The sequence below is a fragment of the Mesorhizobium sp. M0800 genome (assembly GCF_040320095.1).
Classification (GTDB): Bacteria; Pseudomonadota; Alphaproteobacteria; order Rhizobiales; family Rhizobiaceae; genus Mesorhizobium.
In genome coordinates, this window is sequence record NZ_JAMYOZ010000009.1 from 103972 (window position 1) to 121187 (window position 17216).

At 63.9% G+C, this 17216-nt stretch carries 15 protein-coding genes; 5 read left to right on the forward strand and 10 right to left on the reverse strand.

What is annotated here, in order from left to right; genetic code table 11:
* Nucleotides 1-430: 430 nt before the first annotated feature.
* The 5 genes from NKI18_RS14125 to NKI18_RS14145 all read right to left on the reverse strand — a co-directional run bounded on the left by NKI18_RS14125 (nucleotide 431) and on the right by NKI18_RS14145 (nucleotide 7406).
* Nucleotides 431-2215 (reverse strand): ABC transporter ATP-binding protein, encoded by a 1785-nt coding sequence (locus tag NKI18_RS14125; protein ID WP_352617214.1) that lies wholly within the window; start codon nucleotides 2213-2215, stop codon nucleotides 431-433.
* Nucleotides 2216-2224: 9 nt separating this feature from the next.
* Complete coding sequence (locus tag NKI18_RS14130) at nucleotides 2225-3253, reverse strand: glycosyltransferase family 2 protein (protein ID WP_502900697.1); 1029 nt, start codon at nucleotides 3251-3253, stop codon at nucleotides 2225-2227.
* A 6-nt stretch (nucleotides 3254-3259) separates the two neighbouring features.
* Nucleotides 3260-4366: a glycosyltransferase family 2 protein gene (locus tag NKI18_RS14135; protein WP_352617217.1), complete on the reverse strand. Its 1107-nt coding sequence runs from the start codon at nucleotides 4364-4366 to the stop codon at nucleotides 3260-3262.
* A gap of 2 nt (nucleotides 4367-4368) precedes the next feature.
* Nucleotides 4369-5565 (reverse strand): acyltransferase family protein, encoded by a 1197-nt coding sequence (locus NKI18_RS14140; protein ID WP_353019904.1) that lies wholly within the window; start codon nucleotides 5563-5565, stop codon nucleotides 4369-4371.
* A 434-nt stretch (nucleotides 5566-5999) separates the two neighbouring features.
* Nucleotides 6000-7406 (reverse strand): DHA2 family efflux MFS transporter permease subunit, encoded by a 1407-nt coding sequence (locus NKI18_RS14145; protein ID WP_352617223.1) that lies wholly within the window; start codon nucleotides 7404-7406, stop codon nucleotides 6000-6002.
* Nucleotides 7407-7608: 202 nt separating this feature from the next.
* Between NKI18_RS14145 and NKI18_RS14150 the strand changes: the two genes are divergently transcribed.
* Nucleotides 7609-8511, forward strand: coding sequence for a sigma-70 family RNA polymerase sigma factor (locus tag NKI18_RS14150; RefSeq protein ID WP_352617226.1), 903 nt, complete (start codon nucleotides 7609-7611; stop codon nucleotides 8509-8511).
* Between the two features lie 97 nt (nucleotides 8512-8608).
* On the opposite strand, the gene NKI18_RS14155 is transcribed toward NKI18_RS14150, so the two are convergent.
* Complete coding sequence (locus NKI18_RS14155; protein WP_352451471.1) at nucleotides 8609-9811, reverse strand: MFS transporter; 1203 nt, start codon at nucleotides 9809-9811, stop codon at nucleotides 8609-8611.
* Between the two features lie 215 nt (nucleotides 9812-10026).
* Here NKI18_RS14155 and NKI18_RS14160 point away from each other — a divergent pair, with 215 nt between their 5' ends.
* A complete protein-coding gene (locus tag NKI18_RS14160) occupies nucleotides 10027-10455 on the forward strand; it encodes a VOC family protein (RefSeq protein WP_352501275.1) in 429 nt (142 codons plus the stop codon).
* Nucleotides 10456-10547: 92 nt separating this feature from the next.
* Here the strand turns inward: NKI18_RS14160 and NKI18_RS14165 are convergent, their stop codons facing one another.
* Nucleotides 10548-11441: a LysR family transcriptional regulator gene (locus NKI18_RS14165; RefSeq protein WP_352617229.1), complete on the reverse strand. Its 894-nt coding sequence runs from the start codon at nucleotides 11439-11441 to the stop codon at nucleotides 10548-10550.
* Nucleotides 11442-11538: 97 nt separating this feature from the next.
* On the opposite strand from NKI18_RS14165, the gene NKI18_RS14170 reads away from it, so the two are divergent.
* On the forward strand, nucleotides 11539-12288 hold the full coding sequence (locus NKI18_RS14170; protein ID WP_352617232.1) for an SDR family NAD(P)-dependent oxidoreductase: 750 nt from the start codon (nucleotides 11539-11541) through the stop codon (nucleotides 12286-12288).
* Nucleotides 12289-12440: 152 nt separating this feature from the next.
* Nucleotides 12441-12824, forward strand: coding sequence for a YybH family protein (locus NKI18_RS14175; protein ID WP_352455439.1), 384 nt, complete (start codon nucleotides 12441-12443; stop codon nucleotides 12822-12824).
* Between the two features lie 104 nt (nucleotides 12825-12928).
* Here the strand turns inward: NKI18_RS14175 and NKI18_RS14180 are convergent, their stop codons facing one another.
* Complete coding sequence (locus tag NKI18_RS14180; RefSeq protein WP_352455438.1) at nucleotides 12929-13390, reverse strand: Lrp/AsnC family transcriptional regulator; 462 nt, start codon at nucleotides 13388-13390, stop codon at nucleotides 12929-12931.
* Between the two features lie 158 nt (nucleotides 13391-13548).
* Between NKI18_RS14180 and NKI18_RS14185 the strand changes: the two genes are divergently transcribed.
* Complete coding sequence (locus NKI18_RS14185) at nucleotides 13549-14556, forward strand: ornithine cyclodeaminase family protein (protein ID WP_352617236.1); 1008 nt, start codon at nucleotides 13549-13551, stop codon at nucleotides 14554-14556.
* Between the two features lie 80 nt (nucleotides 14557-14636).
* Here the strand turns inward: NKI18_RS14185 and NKI18_RS14190 are convergent, their stop codons facing one another.
* Both NKI18_RS14190 and NKI18_RS14195 read right to left on the reverse strand, forming a co-directional pair.
* The gene (locus NKI18_RS14190) at nucleotides 14637-15569 is read right to left on the reverse strand and encodes a dimethylarginine dimethylaminohydrolase family protein (protein ID WP_352578476.1); all 933 of its coding nucleotides are present in this window, start codon (nucleotides 15567-15569) and stop codon (nucleotides 14637-14639) included.
* Between the two features lie 33 nt (nucleotides 15570-15602).
* On the reverse strand, nucleotides 15603-17192 hold the full coding sequence (locus NKI18_RS14195; protein WP_352617242.1) for a zinc-binding metallopeptidase family protein: 1590 nt from the start codon (nucleotides 17190-17192) through the stop codon (nucleotides 15603-15605).
* Nucleotides 17193-17216 lie beyond the last annotated feature (24 nt).

A 17216-nucleotide genomic window follows, 5' to 3' on the forward strand; every position in this document is an offset into this window, starting at 1 on the left:
CGGAACCCGATGGCCGCATCTATCTCCGGCCGAAGTTTCGCTACCACCGAGCCGATCCGATGTTCACTCCAGCCAGCGATGCGCGTTTACAGGGACCTAAGTCTGACCTGCCTGCGCAATGGTCTTGTGTACGGCCGGCGTCGGGAACAACTGCGCCCGTCTTCAGTTGATGGCGTCACCTCCTCGAGGAGACATCGGCGCAGAATCAGTCCCTTCATGCGCCGATTAGGGTCCGCCTGCCATTGCTGGATTTGGCAGGCGGACCCTTGGTTCTGTACGCTCCAGATGGAAAGCGGGTAAGCTCGGGATCACTCATCATCCCAGAAATCCGGTAGAGACGTATGGCGGAGGTCTTCCTCGCCCCTGAGATGCTTGACCTGGCTTGACATCCGAGACGACCTCCCAGCGCGCGCACGCAGCGGGGTCGCCCTCAGCCTTCCAGCGCCTCGTGCTGGTAAAGCTCGTCCATGCTGAGCGTCGCAAGCGCGGCGAACGGCGCCTGCTTTTTCACGCGGCCGTGGCTCAGGATCACGACGTCGTCGCAGAACGAGATGGTGCTGCGATGATGGCTGATGACAATGGTGGTGCGACGGCCGGCGCGCGACTTGAGCGTCTCGACGATTGCCGCTTCCGACAGGCCGTCCACCGCATTGGTGGCTTCGTCGAGGATGAGGATATCGGGATCGCGCACCAGGGCCCTGGCCAGCGCGATCCGCTGCCGCTGTCCCGCCGAGAGATTGACGCCGCGGTAGCCGACGACCGTCCGGTAGCCTTGCGGCAGCTGCTCGATGAAGCCATGCGCTTCGGCCAGTTTTGCCGCGCGCTCGGCGTCATCGGCCGAGGCCGCGTCCTGGCCGTAGATGATGTTGTCGAAAATCGTGCCGTCGACCAGCTCCAGCTCCTGGCTGGCGAGCGCGATGTGCTTTCGCCATTGGCTGGGGTCGATGCGGTCCAGCGGCGATCCATCAACGAGAATCCTGCCGCTATCCGGTTCGACGAAGCGGCACAAAAGATTGACGATCGTCGTCTTGCCGGCGCCCGACCGGCCGATCAGCGCGGTCGAGCGGCCGCTGCGGAGGTCGAAGCTCGCCGCATGCAGCACCACCGCGCGCTGTTCCGAGCCGGAATAGGTAAAGGTGACGTCCTCGAACTTGATGCCTTGGCTGAGCCCGGGGAACGCTGCGCTGCCTTGCGGCGGCGCGGGCTTGTCGGATGGGTCCAGCATCCACGTCACCTCTTCCAGCGATCCGCTCAGGCCCTGCAGCTGTGTCCAGGCCATTTGCAGCGACCGCATATAGGGCTGCAGCCGGTAGAGCAGGATGACGAAGGCGACGATCAGCGGGAAGGAAACATTGGCGAACCAGGCGCCGATCACCACCGCCAGGAACAGCATGGCGTGCAGAACCTCGGTCAGCGGCGGCAACGCTCCCTGGCGGGTTAAAAGCACGAACGCCGCCCGGCGCACCGCGTCGGATGCCTGGTCGAAAGCCGCTTTCTCGCGTTGCTCCTGGCCAAAAATGCGGATCAGCCGCCCGGCATGCACCAGATGCAGCATCTGCGATGCGAGCTGGCTGTTGCGGGAGGCGACGCTGCGGCTCGGCGCCTTCAGATTGGCCGACAGCACGGCGTGCGCGACCTGGACGAGGGCCAGCCCCAGCGTCACCAGCAGCGTCATCTGCCACGACAAAAGCAGCAGGAAAGCCAGAAGGATGATGGCGGCCGATGCATTGACGATTGCCCCCAGCGTGATCTGGATGGCGTCCGAGGCCCGCCAGGATTCGTTGGAGATGATGTTGAGCAGCCGTCCCGGGCTTTGCTGCAGGAAGAACGGGTAGCCTACCCTAAGCAGCTGCTCCGACAGCGCGCTGCGGATCGAATGGCTTGCCTTGCCGTAGATGAAGGTGGTCAGCAGCGTGTTGGCGTAGGCGAACAGGTTCTTCAGTACGATCGAGCCGAGAATGGCGACGGATATGACGATCAGGCGGTCGCGCTCGCTCAGGCTCGATCCGACATGCTGGAAGACGGCGGAAAAGCCGGCCATGCCGGTCTGCCCTTGCCCCATGATTATGTTCAACAACGGAATGATCAGACCGATACCAAAACCTTCAAGCGCGGCGCTGAGCAGCCCGAGCACCACCACGGCAGGAAGCAGGCGCAACTGCTTTCTTCCGAGCGCGCGGCGCAGCATCGGCAGGCTGGGCGGCATCAATCGCATGGTGGCGGATCACCTTGCCTCGGCATTTGCCTGTTGCTCCTGTCGCATTTCCGTCGTCTCGGGGGATTTCGCCAGCAAAAGCACCGCGAACTTGGCCGCGCCGAGCAAATTCATGCCGACGATCGGCCAGTGCGACAGCTTGAGTTCACGGTCGAACAAAGGGCCTTTCACCAGTTCGCGCAAGGCCGCCCTCATCGACCAGTAGCAATGCCGAAGCAGCCACGGCGCGTGGCGGATATGTTTCAGGCAAAGCCCGCCATTGCCCATGCTGTAGTCGCGGTGCAGCTTTTCGATGGCCTTGCGGTCGCGCCGGCCGTGATGGTGATAGATAGTCATGTCGGGCACATATTCGACCGGGATCCCAAGTAGCACCGCCCGCACTAGATAGTCCGTATCCTCTGCGGAGCGCAGCGGGCCGCCGGCGCCGAAGCGTTCGTCGAAACGGCCGATGCGGGCGGCAACATCGCGGTGCATCGTCATGTTGCAGCCAAGCACGAAGCCGCCGGGATGGACGTCTGGGGTAAGCCGCGCGCGCACCGGCGACCGCTTGATGGTGAACGGCAGGTCGCGGGGATCGCCGATCTCGACGCGGCCACCGCGGATGACCCGTTCGCCTGCCGCATAGTGCCGCTGCAGATCGCGCAAATAATCCCGGTGGACTGCGCAATCATCATCGACGAAAACCAGCACGCGGCCCCGCGCCCGCTCCAGCCCGGCATTGCGCGCGGCCGCCAATCCGGGTCGCGGCTCGCAAATTGCGGTGAACGGGATGTCCGACAGTTCGGCGATGCCGGCCAGCCGTTTGGCCGTGCTGTCGGTCGAGCCATTGTCGACAACCACCAGTTCGGCAGAGAAGGCAGCGTAGGCGCGGCACGCGGCCTGGATCGACTTTATGCAAGGCTCGAGCACGTTGACGCGGTCGCGTGTGCAGACAATGAAGCTGACCTCCGGTGCCGGCCCGTGCTGCGGCCGGGGCGACATGGCCGCCGGCACCGTCGAGCGGCCGCGCTGCTGGAGCTGATGGGATTTGACGAACATGCGCTGCTAGCTCAACTGGTTCGAAGGCAAAACCGCCGCGGCCGGCACGGACTGCAGATACCGCGACAAGGCATCCACCTGCCTGGTGACCGACATCGAGGCGAGACTGAAGCGCGGCGCGAAGGCACCGGTGCGAAACACGTACTGCTCGCGCCGCCGGATGAGTTTCCATTTCGCAGTCCGCGTCAGGAATTCGTGCATCAGCAGCGGCTGTCTTTCTCCCGATATCAGCTGATAGAGGAAATAGAACAGGTTCAGCGTGCCGGCCTGGTAGCTCGGCCTCGTCTCGGCCGGCAGTGCGGAAATCCTTTCTTCCAGCGCAAGGATCCATTCGGCGGCACGGCGAACCGTGTCCATCGACAGGACCTCACCGATGTCGCGGAGGCCTTGCGTCTCTTGTGCGAGCCCTTCGCGCTCGAGGTTCTCGGCGACGATCTTCAAATGGGTCCTGCGCATTTCGCGCTTGTGCCTGTTGGTCACGCTGTCGTCATGGATACGATAGGCGATCAGGCTTTCGGGGATCATGGCCGCAGGGTAGCGGTCGGTCAGTCGCCTGAACAGGTCGAAATCCTCGGCATGCTTGTAGCTTTCGTCATAAAATAGAACGCTCTCTTCGATGACCTTCCTGTTGTAGACGACCGTGGAATGCATGAAGATCGTGAAGAACATCGACAGTATTCGCAGGATACTGTCCTGGAATATCGGATCGGGCGAACCCCTGACGATGCGGTCGCCGAGCAAGGTATCGAAACCCGCGCCGCATAGAGCCAGGTCAGGCTGCCGGCTGAACAGCGCGACCTGCCGCGACAGGCGCTGGGGATAGGCGATGTCGTCGGCGTCCATCCTGGCAACCAGATCGCCGCGGGCCATGGCCAAGCCTTCGTTCAAAGTTGCGATCAGGCCGCGGTTTTCGCGTGAGATGATCGAGATGCGATTGTCGGCCTGGCGGTATTTCTGCAGGATCTGCAGCGAGTTGTCGGTCGAGCCGTCATCGATGGCGATGACCTCCAGACGCTCGTAATCCTGCCGCAGGATGCTGCCCAGCGCAGCGGCGAGATAAGGTCCCGCATTGTAGATCGGCAGCAGAACGGAAACCAAGGGAGCAGCAGCCATGATCAGCTCCGATCGGTTCGGTGCAGCTTGCGCGGCAAGGGTGACGTGCCACCATCAAGCGGCCTGCCCGGATATGCTCCCGCCGCGAGCCATCCGGCATTGCCCACGTCCATGCCTGCCGGGATGGCGCCGCGGCCTTTTCCAGCAACATAGGGGAAGTGGCGCTTGAGGCTGTTGAGCGGCTTTTCGAAAAGCAGCCACGAAACCGAAGCCAGCATGAGCGTCGCAGTTCCCGCGACCAGGAACCGTCCCGGCCCTTGCTCCGAGACGTTGAGCGGGATCCAGGGCTGCGACTTGACGACCAGAGCCAGCACTATGGGATGGTAGAGATAGACGCCGTAGCTGATGCGGCCAAGGCCAAGCAGCGGCGGCAGTTCGAGAAGTTTTCCGACGCGACCGCCAATGCCCGTTGAACAGCTTGCAACGATGACCACCAGAGGCGCGACAGGCAGGATCTGCAACAGCAGCCAGAGACCCCATTCCTGCACCGGATTTGCCGGCGCCGGCGCAAACCACTGCAGAACGAAAAACGCCACCGCGAGCCCCGGCCAGCCAGCTCGAAGCCATTGCGGCAAGCCGGCTGTTCTTGACCGGTAAGCGGCAAGCAGCGCGCCCGACGCCAATGCATCCATCGACGCCGGCGGCAGCAGGTCGCGCGCCAAACCGGGCGTTCCCGCGATCGGCCAATAAAACCGGTAGGCCAGCGACAGCACGATCACGCCGATGCAGATCGATTCCAGGTGCCGGCGCGGCGCCAGCAGGACGATCAGCGGCCAGGCGATATAGAACTGCTCCTCGATGCTCAGGCTCCAGAAATGGCAGAGCAGCCAGGGCGTCCATTCATTCTGCGCCGCGTACCAGAAATTCGACAGATAGAGGGCATGCCAGGCCAGCGATCCTCTGGACTGCTCCAGGTCCACCAGCCAGACGAAACCCAGCAAGGCGAAATAGGGCGGAAATATTCGCAGCGCCCGCCTGATATAGAAGGATCTCAGCGCCGGTCCGGTTTCGAATTCGGCAGCCGAGCGGGCTTCGAGCAGCAGGCGGGTGATCAGAAAGCCGCTCAGCACGAAGAACAGACGCACGCCGATATGGCCCCAGAACGAGGATCCTCCGGCCGCGAAGAAATGCGAGTACAGCACCATCGTCACGGCGATGGCTCTCAGCGCGTCCAATTGGGTGTCGCGCGCATTTCCCATTAGCGACGTGCGCCGGCGGGACGGCGAAACTGCCAATCGGTCAACATAGCGGCGTCGTTCACGGCGCATTTCCAATCGGAAGCGCCCCCCTTGCGCAGAATAGGGCCACCGTTGTGCAACGCAACACAAAAAGTTGACCCATTTGAAACAGGAACGTGAGGCGCGACTAATAAAAGCTAAAAAACAGCAGAAAGCAGCCTGCATTGTCCGTTTTTGACGATTTCCTCGCGCTGCCTTGGCCCGCCGATATCGGCGGGAGGTGCTGCGGTGCAGCATGTTTGCCGCCATCACGGGCGCGCAAGATCTGGGTCTGGACACAGATGCCCCCCACAGGACCGGCCGGCAACCGACGCTCGGCGACCTTTTTGCTGCGCTGGCGCGGCTGCTGTTAACGCGACAACAGTGGGAGCAAGCGCAAGCTTCGCGCCTCCGAGTTACGCCTCCTTGCTGGCATTCGCGAGCACCACTGCGCGACGCTCCGGGAGCCCCAATCCGACGAGCGCGCCGGCGAGCGAGAGCAGAGCGGAGACGTCGATTGCCGAGGTGAAGCCATCGCTGAACGCGTCGGTGGACGAGAAGCTTCCAGTGCCGGCGAACACCGCACCGGCGATCGCGATCCCGGATACGCCGCCGAGGAAGCGGAATGTGTTGAACGTGCCGGCAGCCTTGCCGACCTCCGGCCGCGCGACCGCATTGAGAACCGCGTTCTGCGCGGCAGGCATGGCCATCGACACGCCGGCACCGGTAATGATCAGCGGGGCGACTAGCTGGATATAGGGCAGATCAGGTGCTGCGATCTGCGCCAGCCAGGCCATTCCAGCCGCTTGCAGGATCAATCCGGCCACGACAAGCCAGCGCTCGCCGACGCGGTTGATCAGGCTGCCGGCGATCGGTGCGACCACGAAAAGCGTCGCGGTCCAAGGCAGCAATCCCATGCCGGCGCCGAGCGGCCCACGGCTCTGGGCAAACTGCAGAAACTGCGGCAACAGGAACACGAGCCCGTACATGGCGGCGCAGAGCAGGAAGTTCGCCCCTACGCCCGAGGAGAATGCGCGCGCCTGAAAGAACCGCAAAGGCAGCATGGGCTCACGGGTACGCAGCTGCCAAAGGACGAATGCGATGGCCAGAAGCAGCCCGGCCGTCAGCGCCGACAGCACTTCAGAGCTGCTCCAGCCCACAATGTTGCCGCGCATCAGACCCCAGACCACTCCAAATGCCGCCGCAATTACCAGGACGACGCCGAGGACATCGATTGCCGTGCCCGGCCCGTAACTCTCCGGAATCCGACGCATCACCAGCGGGATGAGAACGATGCCGACCGGAACATTGAGCCAGAATATCCAGTGCCAGGAGAGGCCTTCGGAGATCGCACCGCCCGCCATCGGGCCGATGATCAGGGCCAGTCCGGTGATGCTGCTGAAGATACCCAGCGCCTTGCCTCGCTCCTCCGGGGGAAAAGCGACGCTCAGCAGCGCCATGGCCAGCGGCATGACCATTGCGGCACCTGCGCCCTGGACCGCACGCGCCGCAATCAGCAATCCGGCATTGCCAGCGAGCGCGCAGGCAACCGACGCTGCGATGAACAACGCCAATCCGGCAACGAGCGTACGGCGGCGGCCGAACCGGTCACCGAGCGCAGCCCCGGTCATGAGCAGGACGGCAAAACTCAAATTGTAGGCGTTCATCGTCCATTGCAGCGTCTCCAGCGAGGCGTCGAGCTCGACCCGCATCGTGCTCAATGCAGTCGCCACGACCATCGCATCGAGAACGACCATCAAGGAGCCTATCGACGTGAGGGCGAGAACCCAGACCTTCGTTGATCCTGCACTTTGCTTGCTCATGACTATGGCGCCTCCGGCTTGAACAAAGGGCCCGCCAGGTTACGGGCCCGTGATCCAGAGACGCGTAGGAACCATCAAAGGATTCCAGCAAGAGAAAGTTTTTTCGACCGAATCCTTTTACCATCGTCGAGCGTCTATAAGACGCTGCGCCTGATGACGGGCGCCCTGCCTGGGAGATACGCATGAAATTGATCCTTGTGCGATGACCGGATCCGCAACCGGCACCCCAGAAGGACGGGAGCCATTTGACCGGCTGCTCGGCGAATTGCGGCCGAAACTGCACCGCTATTGTGCCCGCATGACCGGTTCGGTGATCGATGCCGAGGATGTCGTCCAGGAAGCTACGGTCAAGGCGCTCGAGGCGTTCCCCGGGACCGGGCCGATAGCCAATGTCGAGGGCTGGCTGTTTCGCATCGCGCACAATGCCGCGCTCGACCACCTGCGCCGTCGCGCCAGGGTGGATGCCGCGCATGCCGTCGAGGATATCGACACGATACCTGACCCCGGCATGTCGGCCGAGGGCCGGCACACTGCAGCCGCAAGCCTGCAGACCTTCATGCGCCTGCCCGCGGCGCAGCGTAGCAGCGTCATCCTCATGGATGTGCTCGGCTATACGATCGAAGAAATCGGCAATATTATCGACAGCAGCGTTCCGGCGGTGAAAGCCGCGCTGCATCGCGGCCGTCTGCGCCTGCGCGAGGTCGCCGGCGAGCCTGACGATGGACCAGTGCCATTGTTGGCCGAGCCCGAGCGGGCGCGCCTGGCAGCCTATGTAGAGCGGTTCAACGCCCGCGACTTCGATGCGATCCGCGACATGCTGGCCGAGGACGTGCGGCTTGACCTCGTCAACCGGCTCCGGGCGAGCGGCCGCACGAAAGTGGGCCGGTACTTCCACAATTACGCGGGTATCCACGATTGGCGGCTGCTTCCAGGCCTGGTGGATCGGCAGCCAGCCATTCTTGTGATCGATCCGGACGACTCGGCCGGAGGGCTAAAATACTTTATCCTGCTGGAATGGGCCGGCGACAGATTGGCGAGAATTCGCGATTTCCGCTATGCGCGCTACACGCTTGACGGCGCCGAGGTGGTGGCCCTGCGGGCATAGCAATTCGCGTTTCATAATGCCGAACAAACACTGCCAGCTATTTTTGGATCGCGGCCGCTTGCCATCCAAGCGGCCGCCCTTTTCCGCCGATCCTGCTTTAAGCCGGTTGCAACTCCCTGCGCGGCAGCGGCGGGAAGGCGATCGCAATCGCCATCGCGCCAAGCCCGACAAGAGCCGAGCCGATGAACAGCCAGGAATAGCTGGCATAGGCATCGAACACCATGCCGCCGGCGAGAGGGCCGAAAGCCATGCCGAGGCTGGACAGCATGGTTACTGCACCGAACACCGTACCGAGGATGCGCTGGCCGAAATATTCGCGCGCCAGCACCGCATAGAGCGGCATGACGCCGCCATAGGTGGCGCCGAAGATGACGGCGAGCGTGTAGAATTGACCAAGCTCGCTGACCGCAAGATAGGCGGCGATAACCACGGCCTGTATGGCCAACCCGGTGATCAGCACCGGCTTGACGCCCAGCCGATCGGCAAGCACGCCGTAAAGCAGCCGGCCACCCAGCCCTGCCAGGCCCTCGATGCTGTAGATGCTGACAGCCGCCATCGGCGCTATGCCGCACAGCATCGCATAGCTCACCATGTGGAAGATCGGCCCGGAATGCGCCGCGCAGCAGGCAAAGAAGGTCAGTCCCAACACGATGAATTGCGGCGAGCGCAGCGCCTGTGGGACCGTCATGCCGGCACCCTCCGCGGCAACGCTTGGGGCAGCGCCGTCGGCAGCGGGCTTGGGCGGCTGGCGCACCAGAAGCGCGGCCGGCAGTAGCAGCACCCACGCGGTTATGCCGATGTCGAACATTGCGGTGCGCCAGTCGTAGGCCGAAATCAGCCAGCGGGCGAAGGGCGAGATGGTCATTGGCGCCACGCCCATGCCGGCCGAGACCAGCGAGACGGCGAGGCTGCGGTTCGTGTCGAACCAGGCGGAGGTGAGCGCGATCATCGGCGCGAAGAAGGCGCTTGCCGCGAGGCCGACGAGCACGCCGTAGGCCAACTGGAAAACGAGCAGCGAACCGGTGCGGCTGGCCAGGACGAGCGCCAGGCCGAGCAGCACGGCGCCGGTCATGACGACGATGCGGGCGCCGAAGCGGTCGTAAATGGCGCCCCAGGCGAAGCCGCCGAGGCCCATCACCAGAAAGTTCAGCGTCATCGCGCTCGATATGCCGGCGCGCGACCATTGTGTGTCGAGCGCCATCGGTTCGAGGAAGATCGCCAGCGAGAACATCGCCCCGAGGGCGACACAGGTCATCAGTGCGCCAGCCGCGACGATAACCCAACGATAGGGAAGGCTCATTTCACTTTTCTCCCATGCCGGAAGCGTTGATACGGCACGACCTTTCGAGCTCCGCCGAGCCGCTTGCGTCCGAAGGACGTTGGACATGTCTTGAATCCGACAATCCGGTTGCATTTTTTATCCAGTCGGCGCGATGGCGCCATTCCACGGCTTTCTGGATTGACCGCGCACCATTCGAAGCTAGATTCCCAACCGGCGATCAGGAGCTGTCAAGCATGGCAAATCAGGAACTTCATCGCGGCCGTCTCATCGACCACCTCCAGTTGGTGGTCAGGGATCTCAAGGCCAGCCGTCGTTTCTACGAGGCGGTTCTCAACGTGCTCGGCATACCGATCGGTGGCGCCGGCAATGATTATTTCTGGGCCGACGAGCTGTTCATTTCCAGCCCCGACAGCCCGGCGGCCCTGGGAAAGCTGACCGGCCGCCACCACCTGGCCTTCCAGGCAAATGACCGCGCCATGGTCGACGCATTCTACAGGGCCGGCCTCGACGGCGGCGGCACCGACAATGGCGCGCCCGGCGAACGATCCTACCATCCCGGCTATTACGCCGCCTTCCTGCTCGACCCCGACGGCAACAACATCGAGGCCGTCCACCACGGCGCGGCCAACCGCAGCGCCGATTCAGTGAAGATCACGTTCTAGCTTCGGGTAAGGGTGGTTCGCTTGCGCAAGCGGCCGGCACGGTTGGTCTCTGCCAAAAGCTGGGTGTTAGCGTCATAGACCATGCGTCTGCCCTATCGCGTCAGCGCAGCCATTTGGCCTGCAAGGAAATCGACGAACAGCCGCGCCCGGACCGGCAGCTGTCGCCCGTACGCATGGACGATGTGCACCGGCATGGTCGGCATCGCTACCTCGGGCAGGATGCGGACCAGGCGACCCGTGTCGAGATCGTTCTGCACGGCAAACCGCATCAGATGCGCGATGCCGGCACCGGCAAGTGCTGCATTGCGGATGGCGCCGCCGTCGTCGGTGTCTAACCGGCCATCCGGCACGATCATCGTACCGTCGGCAAACGTGACCGGATAAGGCCGGCCGGCCATCTGGTGGCGGACGAAATCATGGTCCCGTAGGTCCTCGACCGATGCCGGGCGGCCGCGCCGCTCGACATAGGCCGGTGAGGCCACCAGCATGATCGGTAGATTGGCGATCTTGCGCGCGACGAGCCCGGTGTCTGAGAGCGGCCCCATGCGCACCGCAACGTCATAGCCTTCGCGGATCAGGTCGGTGTGGCGGTCGGTGACGCTGAGCTCCAGTTTGACTGCGCCGTGCTGCGCAAGGAACGCTTGCGCCCATGCCGCGATCAGGCCACGCCCAAGCTCGACCGGCGCTGTAACGCGCAGCAGGCCGCGCGCCGTATCGGCCAGCTGGACGATGTCTTCGGCATCGTCCAGCGCCCTGAGCAGCGGCGCCACGCGCTCGTAGTAGGCGAGGCCTTCGCTGGTCAGCCCGAGCCGACGCGTCGAGCGCTGGATCAGCCTGACGCCGAGCCGACGCTCGAGCCGCGCCACGCTTTTCGACACTGCCGACGGGCTGGAGCCGACCAGCCGGCTGGCGGCATGGAACGAGCCGGCATCGACCGTGCGGACGAAGGCGACGAGACCGGCGGTCTTTTCGAGGATGGTGGTCATTCCGGAATTCCAGGCACGAAAGAACGGATTGTGGGCACCATAATACGCGTTTCGATCATGATTAAATACCGCTCATCGTCAACAAAGGAGAGATTTGATGAGCAAGCTGAACGGCAAGGTCGCCATCGTCACCGGCGCCTCCAAGGGTATCGGCGCCGCCATCGCCAAGAGTCTTGCCACGGCCGGCGCCGCAGTGGTCGTCAACTACGCCTCGTCACGGGAAGGCGCCGACCGCGTCGTCGCCGAGATCGAGGACCGTGGCGGCCGCGCCGTCGCCGTCCAGGGCGACGTGTCGCAAGCGGCTGATGTGCGCCGCCTGTTCGAGGCGGCGAAATTGGAGTTTGGCGGGCTCGACATACTGGTCAACAATGCCGGAGTCTTCGCATTCGAGCCGCTGGAAGCGGTGACCGAGGCCGAGTTTCACCGCGAGTTCGACACCAATGTGTTGGGCATCATTCTGGCCACGCAAGCAGCAGTGAACCATTTTGGCGCGGGCGGCGGCAGCATCATCAACATAAGCTCGGTCGCCAGCCGCAATCCGCAGCCGAACTCGCTCGTCTACGCCGCGACCAAAGGTGCGGTGGACACGATCACGCTGTCGATGTCGCGGGAGCTCGGCGCACGCAACATCCGCGTCAACGCCATCGCGCCCGGCGGCATCGATACCGAGGGCCTCGCGCGCATCGGCATCATCGGCAGCGAATTCGAGAAGCAGATTATAGCCATGACGCCGCTCGGTCGCTTCGGCCTGCCCGACGACGTCGCCCGCGTCGCGGTGTTCCTCGCCTCCGACGAAGCGTCCTGGCTGACCGGCGAGCGCATCACCGCCTCCGGTGGCTGGCGATAGGCATGGAGGGCGCGAACCTGCCGGCTTGCGGACCGTGCTACCCGCGGCGCGACGCACTGCAATCGATGACGAGAGCGATCTAAGCCCTATGTAGCAGCGAGGGAGGAGCGCCGTGCGCCATCGATGACGGCGAGATGCCAGGGAGGTAACGGATGACGGGCGACGAAAGAGCAATCCGAAAGCTGGTCGAGACGTGGATGGATGCGAGCAAGCGTGGAGACATCGCTACCGTCCTCAGCTTGATGACGGACGACGCTATCTTCATGGTTCCCGGCCGGGATCCCTTCGACAAGGAGATCTTCGCGGCAGCCGCGCGGGAGACGGCCGGCGTTCATATCGACGGCACGAGCGATATCGTGGAACTACAGCTTCTCGGCAATTGGGCCTTCATCCGCAGCCGCATCGATATGACCGCGACCCCGCCGAATGGCGAGCCGGTCCATCGATCGGGATATGCGCTGACGCTCCTGCGCAAGGAGGCGGATGGTGAGTGGCGGCTCGCGCGCGACGCAAACCTGCTGACCCTGCAAGGCTAGAGCCGGTCTCCGGCATCTCTGCACCGGAAGGCACGCCAGGGGGAGCGATAAGATGGCGAAGATGCGATGCAAGTCGCCCTGAATAGCGTTCCCCCTCCACCTGATCACACCGGCAAGAGGGCGTTCGGCTTGACATCGGCGATGGAGGCGAAAGTGTGCGTTTCGCGCACGCCAGGCAGTGGCAGGATGACCCGCTGCAGGAAATCCTGGAACACCGCCATATCGGCGATCCGCGCCTTGACCAGATAATCGAAACCACCAACCACCATATGGCACTCCAGAACCTCCGGAGCTTTCGCCACGGCTTCGGCGAAGCGGTCAAAGACATGCGGCGCCGTGTGGTCAAGCCGGACCTCGATGAACACCAGCGTTCCCCGGCCGACCTTGCGCGGATCAAGCACGGCCCTGACCGCGGTGATGAACCCGTCGCGGAACAGGCGCTTCACCCGCTGGCTGGTTCCGGTCGGCGACAACCCGACGCGCCCGGCAAGATCAAGCGTCGTCCGACGGCCGTCTTCCTGGAGCAGCCTGAGCAGGCTGCGGTCTATCTGGTCGAGATCCTCCATTCCACAATCCACGCTATCTCAGAGATTTTTGTGCTTATTTCACGCAGAGATGCCAAAAACAACGTATTTCATCACATAAAACGTCGCAATAACCTGCGCTTCCCTCTCTCACCTAAGCAAACGCGGTGAGCCGATTTCGACGACCACAGGAGTGCAGGATGACCAAACAAGCGTTCAGCCCAGCCGGCAGGAGTGCGGCGGAAATCAGCAAGGGAGCGACCGAGATCCTGGTGCTGAGCGAAGCCGACGTGATGGCATGCATCGACCTCAGCCAGCTTCTCGATGTTCTGGAAGACGGCTTCAAGGTGCTGTCACAAGGCAAGGTCGTCAATCCACCCCGACCACAACTCGACATCCCCGGGGCCGGCTACAGCCTCGCCATGCCGGCCTGGATGGAGGGCATGAACCTGACCGTCAAGATCGTCAACGTCTTCGAAGGCAACCTGGCCAAGAACCTGCCCAGCCACCTTGCCACCATCAGCCTGTTCGATCCGCTGTCCGGCCTGCCGGTCTGCATCATGGACGGCACCTTCATAACCGCAGTGCGAACCTCCGGCTCCGCCGTGCTGTCGGTGCGCGCGCTTGCGCGCCGGGATGCCAGGATAGCGACCGTGGTGGGCGCCGGCGTGCAGGCCAACCAGCACCTGCATCTGTTGCCGCTGGTGCGCGACTTTGCCGAAATCCGTGTCGCTTCAAAGAGTTTCGACGATGCGGCAGCGCTTGCCCGGCTGCATCCGTCGGTGGTGGCGGTCGCCGACCTCGAGGCGGCAGTGCGCAGTTCCGACGTGGTGTGCCTGGCGACCCACTCCTACCAGCCGGTGATCGACGCAGGCTGGGTCCAGCCGGGCACGCATGTCTCGTCGGTCGGGGTGGCACCGCCCGGCGGTGAAATGCCGATCGAGCTCATCGGCAGATCCAGTCTTTTTGTCGAAACCAAGGATGCGTTCAAACCGACCCCGGTCGGCTCTTGCGAGCTTGCCGGCTTCGATCCGGCTTTCGGCACCGAGCTTGGCGCCATGCTGCTCGACCGCGCGCCGGGTCGCGTTTCGGATCAGCAGATCACCACCTACAAGGCGATGGGCATTGCCATGGAAGACATGGTCGCCGCCGACCTCGCCTATCGTTGCGCCCGGCGTCTGCGCAAGGGAAAGCTCATCGTGCTGTAGGCGCGCGCCGCGCGCCAGGCGGGATCGACGGTGCTGACAATGGCGCTTTCGCGCAAGCGGCCGGGCTAAAGGCCGGCCCCTCAGGCCGGCTCGCGCTTCAATGCCTGCGCCATGCAGTGAATGCCGCCGCCGGTCTTCGAGATCTCGCTCATGTCGATGGCCGCCACCTCGAAGCCGCGCGCCTTGAGCTGACCGATCAGCGTCTGGCTCGAGGTCGGCGCGATCACCCGGTCCTTGCCCAGCGACATGAAGTTGCAGCCGAGCGCCATCGTATCCTGGAACGGCACGTCGATGATTTCGTGGCCCTTGCCCTTCAGCCAGTCGACGATGCCCGGCTCCGTGCAGGCGAGGCAGACAGCGGTCAGTTTTTCAGCGATCGGCACCACCATCAGGTCGATATGGACATAATATTCGTCGATGAAGGCGATGCGGGTCTCCCAGCCCTCCTTGTCGAACCAGGCCTGCACCTGGCGCGCGCCCTCCTCCTGCGTGCGGGCGCCACCGCAGCCGATCAGCACGACGCCGTCCTCGATGACGTTGAAGTCGCCGCCCTCGAACGTGCCCGCGGTGACCATGTCGTAGATCGGGATGCCGAGCTTCTCATAGGTGCGGATCGCCGCGTAGTTCTCGCCGCGCCGCCACCACTGGGCCATGGCGGTGATGATGGCGCCATACGGCGTCATGACGCTGGAATCGCGCGAGTAGACCTGCATCGGCAGTTCCGGCGTCGGCTCGTGCCAGTGGATGTTGACACCGAAATGCTCATAGGCGGCGACCAGATCCTTGTGCTGCGCTTGCGCAATCTGGACGTTGCATGGCGCTTCGCGCAGATGCTTGCGCGACAGCGAGCTGGTCGAGAGATGGCGCAGGAAATTCGGCGAGCCGAGCAGCACGTCGGTCAGCACGTCGGTCTCGTTGGCGAAGCCCCAGGCGGTCAGCGGCTTGGTTCCGCCGGCCGGGTTGCGGCGCTGCAGCGAAAACGGCTCGGTGACGATGCGGTCATGGACGGTCATGGGGTTTCTCCTCGTGAAGGGCGGCTTGGTTGATCATGCGGCTTGGTTGCCTGGTATCCACCAATCCCGTCCGCGCGGGGTGGTGATGTATTCCGGCCAGCGAAATCCGATTGGCGGATCGTAGTCGCAGAGCGGCGCGATCCAGTTCGAGCCACCGATGCCGCCGCCGGTGCGGGTGACGAATTCATCCATCGCCGCGTCGCGCGCAGCCTCGTCTTCCAACAGGCGAAGTGCTGCCAGCGCGACCGTCTTTGCGGCGCAGATGACCATCGGGTCGATGGTGGCAGAAATGCCGCCCAGCGCATTCATCGCCCAGGACGGAAACGCGTGGCCGTTCTCGGATCGCAGCGCCGGCCGGGCGACGTAGAATCGTGCCGTCGGTGTATGCCACGACATGTCGGTGTAATCGTCGGAGGTGGAATTGAGCTGCGACGGCGGCAAATCGCGGCGCAGGATCGCTTCTGCATCCTGCGGCGTGATCAGCTGCTCCAACTCGGCGATGAACGGCTCGTCGGTCGCCGTGCCGCCGGCATTGACCTGGATTTCGCGGGCGATCGCCTTGGCCGTCTCGTCCCAGCACGGCGGCCCGACCGCCGCCAGCGCGTCGAAGGCAATGCCGGCCATGACGTGATTGGCCAGCCCCGGCCGCGACTTCGACACCCAGTGCCGCTCATGGCGGCAGCCGCTCATCCTGGCTGCGGCTTCCGCATTGCGGTCGAGCACGGCGGTGACCTGCTCGGCCATCGCCAGCGTCGGCACGCGGATCATGTACTGGATCTCGGCCAGCCCCGCCGGCAGATTGTCGGCGGTCGCCTGGCCCGCCGTCAGGATCGCCTCGCTGATCGACCAGCCGCCCTGGTGCGGCAGCATGGAATCGCGCAGCGCCTTGGACGCCATATACATCATCATGAGCGCGTCGTTGGCGCCGGGCGCCCTGACCGCCGAATGCGCCTGCGGGATGGGTGCTGCATCGCTTGCGCGAACCCAATGTTCCGGCTCGTCGCAGATGAAGCGGTAGATCATCGCATAGGCCGCACCGCAATGTGTGTCCCAGCGCGCCGTGTTGCACAGCGGCAGCATGTAAAAAGGATGGAAGGAGATCATGCCCGCCAGCCCATCGTAATAGCCCTTCGCGGCATGGATCGGCTTCGATCCCCTCACCTTCTCCGCCGGCTCGCCGGTGAAGCGCAGCGTGCCTGATACGCCGTGGCGCTGCATCGCCGCCTTGGTCGCCAGCAGCCCGCCGAGGCTGGCAATGCCGAGGCCGGAATGCGGATCGGTGTGGCCGCCGGCCTGTTCGCCGAGGCCAGGGCGCGGTCGCTTCACCGTCGCCGCATCCTGGCAATTGCCAGGCACCGCGTCGTACTCGGCATACATGCCGATGGTCGGGCCGGTCCCGTTGGTCCAGTGGGCGCAGAAGGCGGTCGGCATGCCGCCCGATCCTTCCTCGACCGAAAATCCTTCGTGTTTCAGATGCTCGACATACCAGGCGGCCGACTGGTATTCGCGCCAGGCGGTCTCGCCGAAATCGAAGATGGTCCGCGTCCACGCCGACAGCGACGGCTGGATTTCGTCCAGACAGGCAAGCGCGGTCGCTTGCGCCGAGGTCACCGGTATCTTCATCCTTCAAAGAAAGCAGTGAAGCGC

Coding starts and splice junctions, on each gene's coding strand:
- NKI18_RS14145 (WP_352617223.1), bottom strand. CDS start 7,406: ATGAGCAAGCAAAGTGCAGGATCAACGAAGGTCTGGGTTCTCGCCCTC.
- NKI18_RS14180 (WP_352455438.1), bottom strand. CDS start 13,390: ATGGAGGATCTCGACCAGATAGACCGCAGCCTGCTCAGGCTGCTCCAG.
- NKI18_RS14125 (WP_352617214.1), bottom strand. CDS start 2,215: ATGCGATTGATGCCGCCCAGCCTGCCGATGCTGCGCCGCGCGCTCGGA.
- NKI18_RS14155 (WP_352451471.1), bottom strand. CDS start 9,811: ATGAGCCTTCCCTATCGTTGGGTTATCGTCGCGGCTGGCGCACTGATG.
- NKI18_RS14185 (WP_352617236.1), top strand. CDS start 13,549: ATGACCAAACAAGCGTTCAGCCCAGCCGGCAGGAGTGCGGCGGAAATC.
- NKI18_RS14170 (WP_352617232.1), top strand. CDS start 11,539: ATGAGCAAGCTGAACGGCAAGGTCGCCATCGTCACCGGCGCCTCCAAG.
- NKI18_RS14165 (WP_352617229.1), bottom strand. CDS start 11,441: ATGACCACCATCCTCGAAAAGACCGCCGGTCTCGTCGCCTTCGTCCGC.
- NKI18_RS14130 (WP_502900697.1), bottom strand. CDS start 3,253: ATGTTCGTCAAATCCCATCAGCTCCAGCAGCGCGGCCGCTCGACGGTG.
- NKI18_RS14175 (WP_352455439.1), top strand. CDS start 12,441: ATGACGGGCGACGAAAGAGCAATCCGAAAGCTGGTCGAGACGTGGATG.
- NKI18_RS14150 (WP_352617226.1), top strand. CDS start 7,609: ATGACCGGATCCGCAACCGGCACCCCAGAAGGACGGGAGCCATTTGAC.
- NKI18_RS14195 (WP_352617242.1), bottom strand. CDS start 17,192: ATGAAGATACCGGTGACCTCGGCGCAAGCGACCGCGCTTGCCTGTCTG.
- NKI18_RS14190 (WP_352578476.1), bottom strand. CDS start 15,569: ATGACCGTCCATGACCGCATCGTCACCGAGCCGTTTTCGCTGCAGCGC.
- NKI18_RS14140 (WP_353019904.1), bottom strand. CDS start 5,565: ATGGGAAATGCGCGCGACACCCAATTGGACGCGCTGAGAGCCATCGCC.
- NKI18_RS14135 (WP_352617217.1), bottom strand. CDS start 4,366: ATGGCTGCTGCTCCCTTGGTTTCCGTTCTGCTGCCGATCTACAATGCG.
- NKI18_RS14160 (WP_352501275.1), top strand. CDS start 10,027: ATGGCAAATCAGGAACTTCATCGCGGCCGTCTCATCGACCACCTCCAG.